This is a genomic window from Erysipelothrix larvae, from assembly GCF_001545095.1.
GTDB classification, from domain to species: Bacteria; Bacillota_I; Bacilli_A; order Erysipelotrichales; family Erysipelotrichaceae; genus Erysipelothrix; species Erysipelothrix larvae.
In genome coordinates this window covers 616695-630807 of record NZ_CP013213.1, presented here as the reverse complement: position 1 = coordinate 630807, position 14113 = coordinate 616695, and the positions used below count along the sequence as shown (strand labels likewise).

Genomic DNA, 14113 nt, shown 5'->3' with positions numbered 1-14113 from the left:
ATGTAGTTGTTAACGCTTTTGAAAATCAATGAAAGAAAGGACGATGAGTAAATGAGAAAAAGCGTAATCTTAGAAGCATTAGCAACAGCACACGGATTTCTAGATATTTCTTATTTTGAATCGTTGTTGACTGTCAGCAATCGAACAGTAAGAAATGAGATCAAAGAATTGAGTGAAGATGGTCTGCAACATGGATTTGACCTTAAACTCCAAAGGGGTAAAGGGTATTACTTACAAATCAATGATAAAGGTAAGTACCATGTATATCTTAAACAAATTGCAATCGCTCCTGTATACGCTCCAAAGCAAAGGGAAGCTTTGATTCTTCAAATACTTTTGTCAAATGAATCTTTTGTTACCATCGAATCAATCGCAAATCAATTTAATATGAGTCGCTTTGGTATAAAAAACGATATTGATAATGTAGAAGCGTATTTAAGACAAAGAGATATTCAATTGTTAAGACGTGCACATTATGGATTAAAACTCATCGTATCAACAAAAGCTCGGATAGAAACATATAACGAACTAAGGAGTCAATACCTTGATCTGTATGAAAAACATGAGCCATCCGTTGATAAATCAATCTTCAAGGATTTAGAACAAGCATTAATTCATGTCTTACGTCGAAATAACTTAACCATGAATTACGCTGAACTCAATGATACACGCGATATGATGCAAACCATAATCCATCTATCAACACCATGGAACCATAACCCTGAAGACGAGCCGTTACAAGTCGTCAACTATGGTGTAGCAAGGGATTTGTCAGAGTACGTATTCAACCTCATAAAAGTAAGGATACCCCTTGATTTTCAAACTTTTTTCAATCAATTCGTAGCAGAAAAATCAAAACTGATCTTAGCATCATCTCATGATGTTGATGATAAACTCGTTCGGATTATTCTATCATTTCTTGCCCAATGTGACCAAATGTATGGAACCCAATTCATGAATGACTATGAGTTTCAACAAAGCTTTTATTCCCATGTTTCACTCTTAGTGCAACGACTGAATGATGCAGTAGCGTTTCACAATCCTTTGGTCATGGATGTCAGTGCTCGCTACCCAACAATCTTCAATATGGCAATTCTATTTGCTGAGGTAATTGAAAAAGAATATAACATTCAAGTGTCCCATGATGAAATTGGCTTTATGGCAACTCATCTTGCCGTTCACATTGAGAAGGAATCTAGAAAAAAAATTAGCAAGTATCAACGTGTTGCAATTGTGTGTTCGCCAGGAGGAGGTAGTGATTTTCTCTTAAAACTAAAGTTTGAATCCATTCTTCCAACCAGTCAAATTGAGACATTCTCATTTATGAACGAATCCGAACTTGAACTCTACAATCCAGACATCATCTTTACAATTCGACCACTCAACCGTTCCTATACGGTTCCAGTCATTACGATTAATGAGTTTATAGATGACCAAGATTTGATAAAAATCAAAAACATGTTCTTACTGGATCAATTCAATCCAACATCACAAACAATCAGAGGGTTATTTAAGGAAGCACTGTTTACTGTGTATCACAATCTGTCTTATTGCGACATCATCAAAAATATGGCTCAAAAGATTGTAGATATAGGGTATGCAGAACCCTCCCTTGTTGACAGCGTGATGAGACGTGAAGAAGTGATGTCCACAATATTCTTAAATCGTGTTGCGACACCACACCCCCTTGAAATGTCTGGAGTGACAGATTGTATTCATATTGGAATCGTTTCAGAAGACCTTGAAGAAATGCCAAAAGTAATCTTTTTGATTTCACTGAAAAAGGGCCAGCTTACCCTTCATCAACGCATATCCAAATTTGTATTTGAGGTAATGTCAGATGCCGATTTGGTCAATAACTTACACAAAGCAAACAATTATCTTGAGTTTATGCTACTACTCAATGAAAAGATGAGGTAAAACATGGAATTATTAAAAGCTTTAAGTAATGCAGATGCCATTGCTGCACAGGAACAAGAAGTACGCGATATCCTATATGATGCGCTAAATGATAAAGTAGATTCAGTAGACACAGATGGGATGGGAAGTATTATCTTCGAAAAAATCGGTAATAAAAACGGACCGAAAATCATGATCTGTGGACACATGGATGAAGTGGGTTTCTGTGTTCGCCACATTACCCCAATGGGACAGATCATACTTATGACAGTAGGTGGTGTTAAACCAACAGCTCAGTTTATGCAAAAAGTACGTATCACAACACAAAGCGGGAAAAAGATCGAAGGAATCATTCAATCCACGCTCAGTGGAACAAGCGCTACCGATACATATTTAGATATTGGTGCAACCACTGCAGAAGAAGTGTTCCACCTAGGAATTGATGTTGGTGATATGGTTACCTATACAACAGAATTTCAAACACTCGATTTAGAAAACATCCTTATTGGAAAAGCATTTGATGATCGCCTAGGATGCTATGTTTTTGCGAAAGTAATTGAACGTTTTCAAGGTAAAGACCATCCAAACATTCTTTATGGCGTTGGTACTAGCAGTGAAGAAGTTGGAATACGCGGTGCAAAAACCGCAACTTACAAAGTAAGTCCCGATATTGTCTTTCCAGTTGATGTAGCGTGTTACTCCAATGAATTTGACCGTTCCTATAAAAACAAGCGACAAATTGGAGAAGGAATGATTGTAACAAACTTTGATCGAACCTTAGCTCCTAACAAAGCACTCATCGAAATTATTAAAAAAAGCGCAAAAAAACTCAACAAAAACATACAACTTGATATGTTTAACAGTGGTGGAACCGATGGTGGAGAAGCACATAAAGTAAACCAAGGAATTCCCACAGCAGTTACATGTTTGCCAGTTCGGTATGGACATTGCGCATTTTCAATCGTAAACGCCCAAGATATTGAAGATATTATTGACATCTATGTTGACATAATTGAGACCTTCGACTGGGATACCTACCATTCAGTAACAAAATTTATTAAGGAGACTAACGATGAATGAGCAAGAACAAAGCATATTTCAAATGATATCTTCAGCAGGAGATAGTAAAGGTAAAGCCTTTGAAGCTTTAAAGTGTGTGAAACAAGGGGATTACGAACAAGCAAGACTGCTTCTTAAAGAATCAAGAAAACTTGATATAGAAGCACATAAAGTACAAACAGAATTAATCACAAAAGAATTAAGTGGTGAAAGTAAGACCGCAATATCATTATTGATGGTGCACGCACAAGACCACTATATGACAAGTCAATTAGCGCACGATTTGATTGATGTTCTGGTTGATATCTTTGAAGGGAAGGAATCATAAAAATGAAAATACTCTTATGCTGTGCCGGTGGTTTTTCCACAAACATGCTCATGCAAAATATGAAAAAAGTAATACAAAATAGCGAAAAACTCAATATAGAAGACTTTGACTTTACTGCAATCCCTGCAGATTCACTCGAAGAAGTCATTGATCAATGGGATATCGTCCTAATTGGTCCCCAAGTTTCACATAAAACAGATTTTATTGGTACCCTGTGTGAACCTCGAAACATTCCATATACCGTCATTGACAAAGATGTCTATGGAAGTATGGATGGTGCAACAGTATTAAAACTTGCACTAGTAACCTATCGTAAACATCAACTTGAACAAGGAGAGAATTAAACATGTTCGAAAAATTCGAAAATTTCATGAACAAATACCTCATGCCCATTGCCCACAAAGTTGACCGTCAACGTCACCTTGCAGCAATTAAATCATCCATGGTTGCGACAACACCATTCATGATTATCGGTAGCTTCTTCGCAATCATCCCAGCCCTCCCAAATATGATTGGTGAAGGAAACCCTGTGAGCCAGTTTATCATTAGTAATGCAGACCTACTCGATCTACCTGTTACCCTTTCGATTGGTTTCTTATCAATCTATGTAACCATGATGATCGCATATTACTTGGGAAATCATTACAAACTCTTTATTCCTGGATGTATCACACTTGCTACATTTGCATTCCTCTTTGTATCAGTAAACACAGTTGAAGGTGGAATTTCCATTTCAAACTTTGGATCGAAAGGACTCTTTGCTGCAATGCTTGTCGGAATGGTAGCTGTTGAACTTTATCGAATATGTAAAGAACACAACCTCACAATCCGAATGCCAGAAGGTGTTCCTGATTTCGTAAGTAGATCATTCGAACTCATCCCAACAACAATTATCGTCGGTGGCACGTTCATTCTCATTCGTTACTTCTCAATTCAATTATTCGGTGAATTACCACCACAGATTCTTACTAAGGTCCTTGCACCACTCGTTGGATCGATGGACAACCCCTGGGCACTCCTTTTCTTAAACTTCTGGATCTGCCTAATCTTCTTCTTTGGAATTCACTCCTCGGTTTTTGGACCAATTACACGTCCAATTATGGCAACATTCATCGCAGAAAATATCGCTGCAATGCAAGCAGGAGAAGCAATCCCACACTTCTATACAGCCGGATCTTCAAGCGCATTCTTTGGATTTACCGGAGCTGGTATTACGATTGGAATGGTTATTGCCTGCCTATTATCTAAATCAGAACGCTACCGAAAGATTGGACAAGTTTCGCTCTTCCCATCACTCTTTGGGATCAATGAACCAATCCTATTTGGGGGACCAATTATCCTGAACCCAATTATGTTCATTCCATTTGTGTTTGGTGGTGCTATCATCGGAACACTTCCAATGTTTATGATGGATTGGGGTCTTGTCGCAAAACCAATCTTTGATCCACCTTATGTTGGTGTCTTCCTTGAAGGATTCTTAACAAACGGTGACTTCATGTCAATTGTCGCAAATCTCATTCAACTTATCTTAACAGTCGCTTTATATTGGCCATTCTTTAAGATTATGGAACGCCAAGAATTAGGACAAGAAGAAGAGAAGATAAATCAAAAGAAAATCTTCAGTAAAGATGAACAAGACATACTCGGAGAGCTTGATCTGGACTTTTAGTAAAAGACGCTACGTGTTAGCGTCTTTCAATATTTAGGAGGACCTATGATAAACAGACGAAAGAAAATTGAAACCATCATCAAACAAAGTGGAGCGCAAGCACTCCTCATTACCGGCAAAGTCAACAAACTCTACGTCGGTGCATTGGGAGGAAGTGGTGTCAAAGTCCTTTACCACAAAGATAAATGGACCCTCATTATGGATGGACGATATATCAATGAAGCCAAACATTTAAAAGAAACCTTTGACATCATTGTCCACCAACAAGGAGAGGCCTATGTTGACGTGTTAAAACGAATCCTAAGCACAAACGAGACACTTGCTGTAGAAGGAAAAAACCTAAGTGCAACTGACTTAAACAAAATGTTGACAGCAGGATTAAATGTAATCCCACTTGATGATGAACTCGAAATAATTCGGAGAATCAAAGATGACTCAGAGATTGCAAGTGTAAAACGCGCCTGCGAAATGACCGATAAAATCTTTAATGATGTTCTAAACAAAATCCGCGTTGGAATGAGCGAACTGGAAATTTCAGCCTTGATTCACTACTATAGCCTAAAACATGGAGCACAAAGCATGGCCTTTGACCCAATCGTTGTATCTGGAGAACGCGGTGCATTCCCTCATGGACGCCCAACTCAAAAGACAATCCAAAAAGGCGAAATGGTAACCCTCGACTTTGGAATTACCCTTAACAATTACCAATCTGACATGACCCGTACCATCAGCATTCAAACCCCTTCTCAAGAAATGCTTAAAATTTACGAAACAGTACAAAAAGCCCAACAACTTGGTATTGATACGATACAAGCTGGTATAACCGGACAAAGCGTTGATGCAACGGTGCGTGCATTCATAGAAAAAGAAGGATATGGTCTTTATTTTACACATGGACTTGGACACGGACTTGGCATGGGTTCAGGAGATTTCCCGCTCCTAAACCAATCCTCGCAAATGATTCTAGAGGATAACATGATCATGTCATGTGAACCAGGCATTTACATCGAAGGATTGGGTGGGGTACGCATTGAAGATGATGTCCTCATTTCAAACGGGAAAGCAGTCGTCCTAAATAAAACCCCCAAAACACTGATCATAATTGAAGGAGACAACCAATGACCGATTTTAATAAAAAAATAGACCGAAGACAATCAAAAGTAAGAAAATGGGACAAACACCTCATTCAAAATAAGTACCACCTTGGTGATGATGCAATTCCAATGGATATTGCAGATTTAGATTTCGAATGTGCACCTGCAATAAAACAAGCACTCATTGAGCGCAGCATGCTTGGAGACTTTGGATATTCCTATACCTATGATGAATACTATGATGCTATCATTCACTGGAATAAACGGCGTTTCAATATTGAACTCAAGAAAGAGTGGATTCAACTCACCTTTGGAACATGCGGCACTTTACATTACATCATACAAACATTTTGTAGTCCACACAATGCAGTCATGATCAATACACCAGCCTATGCACCATTTGCCGATGCCGTTTTTCACGGAGACTGTAGACTCATTAAAAATCCACTCAAGCTTGTAAACATGCGCTACTACTTTGACTTTGAACTCATGGAACAACAGTTTATCGAACATCAAGTCAAAGCATTCATCCTTTGCTCCCCACAAAATCCAAGTGGACGCGTTTGGACAAAGGAAGAATTATATCAATTGAGTGAACTTTGCCTCAAATACAATGTCCTACTCATATCCGATGAAATCCACCGTGACATTATCCACAAAGGAACAACCTTTGTCTCCCTATGGAATGCACATCCTAACATTAAAGATTTATCCATTGTTTGTGTTTCCCCAAATAAGGGTTTCAATCTGGGCGGTCTAAAATCATCCTATGTTACAATCGCAAACCCACAGATTCGCATACAATTCCAAGATTACTTAAAGCGCGTCTATGTAACAAGCCCTCATGTCTTTGTTATTCCTGCACTGATTGCGGCATATAATGAAAGCGAAGACTGGCTTGATGAACTCGGAGATTATATTGAAGAAAACTTCAATCTTGCCTATTCCTGGTTTGAAACACACATGCCAAAAGCAAAGGTCATGAAAGCAGATTCCAGTTTTCTCATTTGGGCTAATATCGAAGATGTATTTGAAGATGAGATAGCACTCACTAACTTCTTTCAAAAAGCAGCCGTTACCATGGTCCCTGGGAGTTACTTTGTCGATCATGGACAAGGCTGGGTACGTTTAAATCTTGGGACACAAAAAGAAGTCCTTAAAACCGTCTTCAACCGATTTGAAGCACTTCTACAAATGCAATATAAACACCCATAATATGTTAATTTTAATATCAGCATTTCATGCGCAAATCTCCTATGCTTATACAGTATGCAATCTACGATAATTTCCGTCAAAAAGAAGGTCCTTCGACCTTCTTTTCATACAATTCTTACTCAATTATAATTCTTCCTTCAACGTTTGAAGTTACCCCTTCTTTTTGATTCAGATACCACAAAAAGACATCCGTTATGTACACAGATTCCTGCGGTTTATCATAATCATACGGTGTTTTAAAAGGCTCAATAAAGAGATCATAGCCATCTCCACCTGTTGCCCAGTAATCATTGGTTGCAAGTACATATTCCTTGGTAGTATCGAGCACTTCGCCATTCACAGTGACTGATGTCACTCTATTTCCAATATCTTGTGATGGATTAAAACTAAAGACCAACCCCGCTACTTGCGCAAAAGTTCCTTCCGCTTCCGGATAATTTGACACAGCGATTTCCAAAGCATCTAGGATGACACTTCCAAGCACTTTTGACACATACACACTATCGCCATAAGGAAAGGTTGTATAGATTTCCAGTTCTGTAACATCCCCTACATCAATTGAAGCACGGATTCCCCCACTGTTTAACATCGCAATATCAGCATCCGTAAATGCTAATACAGCATCCGCAAGGGTGTTCCCAAGATTTGTTTCTTGTGTTCGAATCATTTCACGTTCACCATCAAGATGTGTATCAACATGCGTCACAACCTTTGTCGCCATTGCTTCAACTGGACCATTCAATTCATCGATGAGTGATGTTATGCTTGACACTGGTGTATACATTTCACGGGCAGTATTATAATCAATAAAACCAACCTCAACATCATAGTCATCATTGCTGTTTTCAGTGAATGTAATCCACCCTACATTGGAATCAGTTTCCCCACCAGCACTCACAATTGGAACACCATTCACTTCTTTGTTTTCAAGGGGTGATGTATGTGTATGTGCATCAATAATGACATCCACTTTATCCCCCAATGCCTTTGCGATATCAAGGCTTGTTGCACCACCCTCTACTTCATTCACCCCTAAATGTGATAAAACAATAATGATATCGCACCCTTGAGCGCTTAATGCATCGGCTTGAGCTTGCGCATCTTCGATGATAGATTCTTGATTTCCAAAATCAAGATCACGGGTTGATACAGGGTTCAATGCTGACTCTGTTGTCGTTAAGCCAAACACCCCAACGTTAACTCCATTGATCGTATAAATCTGATGGGCATGTGTTAGGAGGCTTCCATCTTCTTTATATCGTGTATTTGCGGACATAAATGGAAAATCAGCTGCTTCAAGAATCGCATCAACATTGCCATCAACATCAAATTCATGATTTCCCAATGTCGCCCCATCATAACCCACTGCATTCATCACTTCAATGGGGGATTGTCCCTTTGATTTAGAAGCAAATGGGATTCCATTTGACATATCCCCTGCATCCAGTAATAACCCTTTGTCCCCAACACGCTCTTTTATTGCAGCAATCGTATCAAACCCAATCACACCATTCTCATCATCTGCCTTCACATATCCATGTGTATCATTGGTATGAAGTACAATTGCATCAGCCAATAAATCAATCGGCGAATTTTCAACTGTTTGCTTGCTTGTACAGCCACTCATCATCAAGAGTATACTGATAATCAGTCCAAAGCGTTTAAATTTCTTCAGCATCTATATTTCCAACTTTCTTTTCATGAATCCTGCTCATTAGTCCTAAATAGTGTACAACATAAGCTTTTTACCTATGAAAAATTATAGCACAACCAATGACTTCAATTTTTAGGATGTTTTACCCTTTGAAGAATAAGTTTTTATATTAAACCAAATGGCTGCTTTTTAAGATTGTTTTTTCATTATTTTCCGTTTTTTTCTTTATTAGAACGCTAAAGAGCATAGTCGAAATCCACTTGGTACCAACCATCCCAAAAGGTGAGTTTAAAGCAAGACCATTATTTTGAGAATTCAGGATCTTATTTATGCGCATTGTCTGATTTTCTTTGTTGCCATTGTAGTCTACAATATACTAGAACACAAATTAGATAACCTATACTCACCTGAGAACAATAAGGGAATCACTCATAGGGTACAGTTGCTCTTAAGCACATGAAAACTATTATTGATTTAATTATCGCGATCATGTTATAAAAAACTCTAGAGAACGTATTCAAGGTAGCCTTTAACAAAAAATACCGAAGTAAATCAAAAATTAATATTTTTTGAAAAACAATTCACTAACGTCCATTATACAATTGTTGCTTACAAAAAGAAAACCTCGAAATGTGAGCTTTAAATGCCCATATTTAGAGGGTTGTTTTATTTTAAGATGCAAAACTTAAGAGCGCATATTGGGTACACTTCAAAGGCTAATTGCACCTTATTTACACCTGCCTTACCAACACTTACTGATGAAAAGTTGGATCCTAATATAGATACTTATACGAATTTTGGTGACAAAACTATAAACAATGTTGTGAGTAAATCAGTCCTAAGTTATTTATTTTATCAAACGTTGTTTTCTTAAAACGGTTGTCGTTACTTGCAGTTTATTCTTTTTGAAGTAATGTACAAATTTAGAAATCCATGGCTTATCAATTCCTGTATCACGATATTTTTTCATTGTATCGTCATATTGACACATTGAATTATAATCAATTCTTTTGTATTCATTTTCAAAAAGGGTAATATTTTTTGGCAGGCGAGGTTTGATTTTCGTTGAATCTGTTGCTTTACCGATGCAAAGAATGAATAATGGAACGGTATATTGAGGGAGTTTGCACAGTTCAATAATATCCAAACCATTTCGGCGGATCCCGCCAACAATTACAGTTCCATAGCCAAGACTTTCTGCTGCAACTAGAGCATTTTCACACGCCAATGTAGCATCTGAGACAGCAGTCAATAAGGCATCATGATTATCAGTAACATCATAAACTGAACCATTTTCAGCACTTACGATACTCGTTCGATATAAGTCAGCAATAAATAGAATTGCCTCTGAACATTCCTTTATTTGAGGGTTATTTGGATTTAATTCAACAAGCTTTTGTTTAAGTTTTGAATCGGTTAAGCGAATCATACTATAAAATTGTCCATTTTCGAAACTCGGTGCTTGTTTCGCTGAGGCTATGATTGCTTCGACTTCATGCGTAGGAATAACAAAGTGTCTTAAGAATTTTCGGTGGGAATGATGTCCTGTCATTAATTTTATTGTTTCATTCATTTTTTTCTCCTTTTTATAGTATAATTTAAAGGATATATTATGGAGTTAACTCCATGTCAATCATGAAAATTAAAAATGAAATGGAGAACCTTATGAATTATAGTATTGGAGCATTTTCTAAAAAAGTAAACCTTTCGATTGATACCCTACGTTATTATGAAAAGGAAAAGTTGATTTTACCCAAACGAAATGAGAGTAATCGTAGAGTTTACAGCGAATCGGATGTTGCTTGGATCGAATTTATCATGAGATTAAAGCAGATTGGTATGCCAATCAAAGACATCCAGCACTATGCAAACTTACGTGATCAAGGGGATGAAACGATTGAAGACAGAATGCAATTGCTGTATAAGCAATCTGATATTCTTGAAGTCAAAAAAAGAGAAATTGATGCTAATATTCAGTTCCTAAACCAAAAAATTGATACCTATAAACGGATGTTGGCAGACAAAAAGGAAGCTTTATGATTAATTATTTTAACAAAGCTTGACATGGAGTAAACTCCAGATTGTAAGATGAAATAAGAAACAATCTAAGGAGGCAATTTCTATGAAAAAATTTGTTGTTATTACAGGCGCAAGCTCTGGCATTGGTTACGCAACTGCTAAGGCTTTTGCTAAACGAGGAAAAAATTTAATTTTAGTTGCTCGGAGGAAAAATCGGCTAGAAGAAGTGAAGAAAGAAATTGAAGATTCCTTTTCGGGAATCGAAGTTATCACAAAAAGCTGTGATTTGTCTGATATTCCAACTGCCTATTCTCTATATGAGGAATTAAGAAGCTATTCGATTGAAACATGGATTAATAATGCGGGGTTTGGTGATTATGCTAGTGTTTCACAACAGAATTTGGAAAAAATTGAGAATATGTTGAAACTAAATATTGAGACATTAACTATTCTTTCCACATTATATGTCAATGAATATAGGGATGTTTCAGGAACTCAGTTAATCAACCTATCTTCTCGTGGTGGCTATGTTCTTGTTCCAAATGCAGCGACTTATTGTGCAACAAAATTCTATGTGAGTGCATTTACAGAAGGACTGGCACATGAATTAAAAGCCAGCGGCGCAAAACTGAAAGCAAAAATATTAGCACCTGCCGCAACCAAAACAGAATTTGGCAAGTTAGCAAACAACACGCAAGACTATGATTATGATAAAAAATTTGGGCAGTATCATACAAGTGAACAAATGGCGGATTTCTTATTGCACCTATATGATAGTGAGAAAACATTAGGAATTGTGGATTGGGAGACTTTTGAATTTAAGCTTGAAGAACCACAAATGAACTATGCCGGAAATTCTATTCATAATCAGAAACACGATGTATCTATACACGATGATCTATATGAGCGTGTAGTGAGTCATGACGACCACCACAATAAGGACAGCAAATAGATCCCTTCTTAGCATAGAACTTATCTCTTTCATTTGTGAAGATAGTTACGAGATTTTCTCTCTTTTAATTCTAAATTTAATGATTTGTCTTCGATAATTTTCTTTATTAGGTCTTAATTCATATGGCTTGTTCTTCTATATATACTCACAAAATAATCATAGTAGGAATTAAGCATTTTGTATTCTCTATTGGAATAATTTGCATACATAAAAAGCGAATTGACCCAACACCTTAACTAAGTGTATTGGATTAATTCGCTTTTTTAGTGCTGATTAATGTTGTTATTAACTGACGGTCTACAGTTAATCGGAAAAGTCAATGAAGAAACTAAGGGAAAAATTCCGGATATCTTTAAACATAAACAGTCGTACTTTACAATTACATGTAAAGAATTATTAAAATCATTTATCATCTAAGTTAAGTAATTCTAAGATATTACTAATAACTATGAGTATATTTTTAAGTTCTATTTCTCGTGCATATGCATTTTCACTCTGATATCTTTCCCATGATGTAATGATAGTTCTTGAAGTTGATATATCTTCTATTATTTCCGAATAAGCATCAATCTCATCCAAGGAATCTCTATTTGTTCCAGTCGCAATCAAAGCCTCTTTAAGATCACTAATATCTACCTTTTCCCATTGTGTATTATAAAGAAGATAGATGTCATAAAAATCTCGTGCTCTGGTATTGGTAACATTTCTACTCAAAATTGTTTCTAGTTTTTCTGCCAACACAGTTTCAATTGGATAGGAATATATAGAAACTGTTCTTCCTTCAAATGAAAGATAATAATCATATGCTATTTCTCTTGGCGTAATTGCATCGCCTGTTGTAACATCAATCTTTAAAGGTACACGTATTTCTTCATATGTTGCTTCAAGTTTGATTGTATAGTTGCTGTAATCGTCATTCTTTCTTATTGGGTTCAAACCAAGAAATTCAAACTGAATTCCATCGTCTAGTTCGACTTTAATAATATCTTCAATCAATGTTTCCATTGACTCCTCAGTTACTGGATATCCAACAATTGTTGTATCCATATCCATTGTTGTTCGCTCATCAATACCAATCAGTGATGCAACGAGTAGTCCGCCCTTTAGCACAATATGGTTACGATATTCAGACAATGATAATCTTTCAATTAGTCTTTCAAACATGAATATCTGTAGTAATTCCTGAGCAGAGATATTCTTCTCCTTTGCTAAATTTCTTAAATAACCTTTTAGTTGTTTTGATGTTCTCATCGTAATACCTCAATGTATTTCATAATTTCACCCTCAATTTTCATAGCCTTTGCGTACTTCATCAATAGTCTAGAATTGATTTTTTTATTACTAAAATATTGGTTTATTGCATCTGAAAATATTTGCGGATCCATTTTATTACGTTCTTTGACAATATCACAAATTGTTCTTTCTAAATCATAACAGCGAACTTCCATGCCTTGAGGTGATTTAATTGCTGTAAGGCCAAGTTCAAATAGTTCATCACTACTATATCTAACATTTATTTTTTGCGTGTCAATTCTATGCACATTGTAACCTTGCTTTACTGTAATTGAGAGCACATTTGGAACTCGATTGGAATAACCGTGAAAAAACAAAGCTGTTCCTAATGAATAGATAAGTTGTGGTGCTTTTAATTGAAATAAATAATATTCATCGATGATTTCATCTTTGAAACAATATACCCCTCTTTTTAATCTAACAAGATCACCTGACTTTACAAGATCACTTAAAACTTCTTTTCTAATATTGTATTGAGTTACATCTTTAGTATAAATCAAACCATTATTATTTTTTGATATCCATTTAAGTTTATCTATCATTTTATCCCTCACTCCTGTACTAATGTGCTTTAATTATATACTTTTAACGCACGTTAGTACAGATAATGATATTAATAATACTGAATATCTTACTTTAAAATGGAACTTCAGCTTTAAATAATTAATATATACTTATAAAGTTGCTTTATTATCAACACGTAGAGGATTAATTATGACAGTATATTTAAATGAAGTAAACCAAACATATTTCTGCAACTTTCGTTATAAAAACTATCTTGGTGAACGAAAAGGGAAAACAAAACGAGGTTTCAAAACTTATGATGAAGCACTGAGTTGGGAAATCCTTTTTTTGTATTTGTTAAACACACTTCTGAAGTTATAAAAATAGTGGACCAGTTTTCAATTGAGAACCCAAATTAAAAGTGCGA

General features: G+C 36.3%; 14 protein-coding genes. 10 read left to right on the top strand and 4 right to left on the bottom strand.

The genetic code is table 11. The features are described from left to right. Nucleotides 1-51: 51 nt before the first annotated feature. The 7 genes from AOC36_RS02890 to AOC36_RS02860 are packed head-to-tail and all read left to right on the top strand — an operon-like array spanning nucleotide 52 to nucleotide 7264. Nucleotides 52-1920, top strand: a complete 1869-nt coding sequence (locus AOC36_RS02890; RefSeq protein WP_067631255.1) for a BglG family transcription antiterminator — start codon at nucleotides 52-54, stop codon at nucleotides 1918-1920. A gap of 3 nt (nucleotides 1921-1923) precedes the next feature. After that, complete coding sequence (gene ypdE, locus AOC36_RS02885) at nucleotides 1924-2979, top strand: aminopeptidase (RefSeq protein WP_067631250.1); 1056 nt, start codon at nucleotides 1924-1926, stop codon at nucleotides 2977-2979. Beyond that, entirely contained in the window at nucleotides 2972-3286 is a 315-nt protein-coding gene (locus AOC36_RS02880) for a PTS sugar transporter subunit IIA (protein WP_067631247.1), read from the top strand. The genes ypdE and AOC36_RS02880 overlap by 8 nt, the downstream gene beginning before the upstream one ends. Before the next feature lie 2 nt (nucleotides 3287-3288). Further along, nucleotides 3289-3630, top strand: coding sequence for a PTS sugar transporter subunit IIB (locus AOC36_RS02875; RefSeq protein ID WP_067631244.1), 342 nt, complete (start codon nucleotides 3289-3291; stop codon nucleotides 3628-3630). Nucleotides 3631-3632: 2 nt separating this feature from the next. Next, nucleotides 3633-4955 (top strand): PTS sugar transporter subunit IIC, encoded by a 1323-nt coding sequence (locus tag AOC36_RS02870; RefSeq protein WP_067631240.1) that lies wholly within the window; start codon nucleotides 3633-3635, stop codon nucleotides 4953-4955. Between the two features lie 45 nt (nucleotides 4956-5000). After that, entirely contained in the window at nucleotides 5001-6077 is a 1077-nt protein-coding gene (locus AOC36_RS02865) for a M24 family metallopeptidase (protein WP_232505386.1), read from the top strand. After that, on the top strand, nucleotides 6074-7264 hold the full coding sequence (locus AOC36_RS02860; RefSeq protein WP_067631237.1) for a MalY/PatB family protein: 1191 nt from the start codon (nucleotides 6074-6076) through the stop codon (nucleotides 7262-7264). The genes AOC36_RS02865 and AOC36_RS02860 overlap by 4 nt, the downstream gene beginning before the upstream one ends. 115 nt (nucleotides 7265-7379) lie before the next feature. Here the strand turns inward: AOC36_RS02860 and AOC36_RS02855 are convergent, their stop codons facing one another. Next, nucleotides 7380-8942, bottom strand: a complete 1563-nt coding sequence (locus AOC36_RS02855; protein ID WP_067631234.1) for a bifunctional metallophosphatase/5'-nucleotidase — start codon at nucleotides 8940-8942, stop codon at nucleotides 7380-7382. 823 nt (nucleotides 8943-9765) lie between these two features. Next, nucleotides 9766-10491: a nitroreductase family protein gene (locus AOC36_RS02850; RefSeq protein ID WP_067631230.1), complete on the bottom strand. Its 726-nt coding sequence runs from the start codon at nucleotides 10489-10491 to the stop codon at nucleotides 9766-9768. A gap of 62 nt (nucleotides 10492-10553) precedes the next feature. Between AOC36_RS02850 and AOC36_RS02845 the strand changes: the two genes are divergently transcribed. Both AOC36_RS02845 and AOC36_RS02840 read left to right on the top strand, forming a co-directional pair. After that, entirely contained in the window at nucleotides 10554-10958 is a 405-nt protein-coding gene (locus AOC36_RS02845) for a MerR family transcriptional regulator (RefSeq protein WP_232505385.1), read from the top strand. Between the two features lie 82 nt (nucleotides 10959-11040). Then, on the top strand, nucleotides 11041-11889 hold the full coding sequence (locus AOC36_RS02840; protein WP_067631226.1) for an SDR family NAD(P)-dependent oxidoreductase: 849 nt from the start codon (nucleotides 11041-11043) through the stop codon (nucleotides 11887-11889). A gap of 402 nt (nucleotides 11890-12291) precedes the next feature. Here the strand turns inward: AOC36_RS02840 and AOC36_RS02835 are convergent, their stop codons facing one another. Both AOC36_RS02835 and AOC36_RS02830 read right to left on the bottom strand, forming a co-directional pair. Then, entirely contained in the window at nucleotides 12292-13140 is an 849-nt protein-coding gene (locus AOC36_RS02835) for a nucleotidyl transferase AbiEii/AbiGii toxin family protein (RefSeq protein ID WP_067631222.1), read from the bottom strand. Beyond that, on the bottom strand, nucleotides 13137-13724 hold the full coding sequence (locus AOC36_RS02830) for a type IV toxin-antitoxin system AbiEi family antitoxin domain-containing protein (protein WP_067631219.1): 588 nt from the start codon (nucleotides 13722-13724) through the stop codon (nucleotides 13137-13139). The genes AOC36_RS02835 and AOC36_RS02830 overlap by 4 nt, the downstream gene beginning before the upstream one ends. A 172-nt stretch (nucleotides 13725-13896) precedes the next feature. Between AOC36_RS02830 and AOC36_RS11825 the strand changes: the two genes are divergently transcribed. Then, the gene (locus AOC36_RS11825) at nucleotides 13897-14067 is read left to right on the top strand and encodes an Arm DNA-binding domain-containing protein (RefSeq protein ID WP_078055059.1); all 171 of its coding nucleotides are present in this window, start codon (nucleotides 13897-13899) and stop codon (nucleotides 14065-14067) included. Nucleotides 14068-14113: the final 46 nt, after the last annotated feature.